The organism is Paenibacillus polysaccharolyticus, from assembly GCF_023714295.1.
Lineage (GTDB): Bacteria > Bacillota > Bacilli > Paenibacillales > Paenibacillaceae > Paenibacillus > Paenibacillus polysaccharolyticus_A.
Window position 1 is genome coordinate 1 of sequence record NZ_JAMAUN010000033.1, and the last position, 524, is coordinate 524.

4 tRNA genes are annotated in these 524 nt (G+C 46.8%); all 4 read right to left on the bottom strand.

The features are described 5' to 3' along the window. Positions 1 to 51: 51 nt before the first annotated feature. The 4 genes from M3629_RS28015 to M3629_RS28030 all read right to left on the bottom strand — a co-directional run bounded on the left by M3629_RS28015 (position 52) and on the right by M3629_RS28030 (position 480). A tRNA-Gln gene (locus tag M3629_RS28015) sits at positions 52 to 126 on the bottom strand. 12 nt (positions 127 to 138) lie between these two features. Continuing rightward, positions 139 to 214: transfer RNA gene (locus M3629_RS28020), tRNA-His, on the bottom strand. 93 nt (positions 215 to 307) lie between these two features. After that, positions 308 to 383 (bottom strand) — tRNA-Thr (locus M3629_RS28025). 19 nt (positions 384 to 402) lie between these two features. After that, positions 403 to 480 (bottom strand) — tRNA-Asp (locus tag M3629_RS28030). Positions 481 to 524: the final 44 nt, after the last annotated feature.

Consider the following 524-nt stretch of genomic DNA (forward strand, 5'->3'; position numbering starts at 1 on the left):
CCTGATTAAAAGTCAGGTGCTCTACCAACTGAGCTAATGACTCATAGTAAATGGCTGGGGATATAGGATTTGAACCTATGCATGACGGAGTCAAAGTCCGTTGCCTTACCGCTTGGCTAATCCCCAATAAGAAAGCTATGGGGCGATCGAGGGGAATTGAACCCCCGAATGCCGGATCCACAAACCGGTGCGTTAACCACTTCGCCACGATCGCCATAAAGTAAAACAATATTGCATGAGTATTTTAGTATTACCATCAGATCCTATATTATACAGCTTATATATCTCTAATTGTAAAATACTACAATGGTGCCGGCGAGAGGACTTGAACCCCCAACCTACTGATTACAAGTCAGTTGCTCTACCAGTTGAGCTACACCGGCACGGTGTAAAGTATTAAAATGGCGGAACCGACGGGATTCGAACCCGCGATCTCCTGCGTGACAGGCAGGCATGTTAGGCCAACTACACCACGGTTCCAGATCACTTTCGGTTAGGAAAGCTACAATTGCGGGGGCAGGATT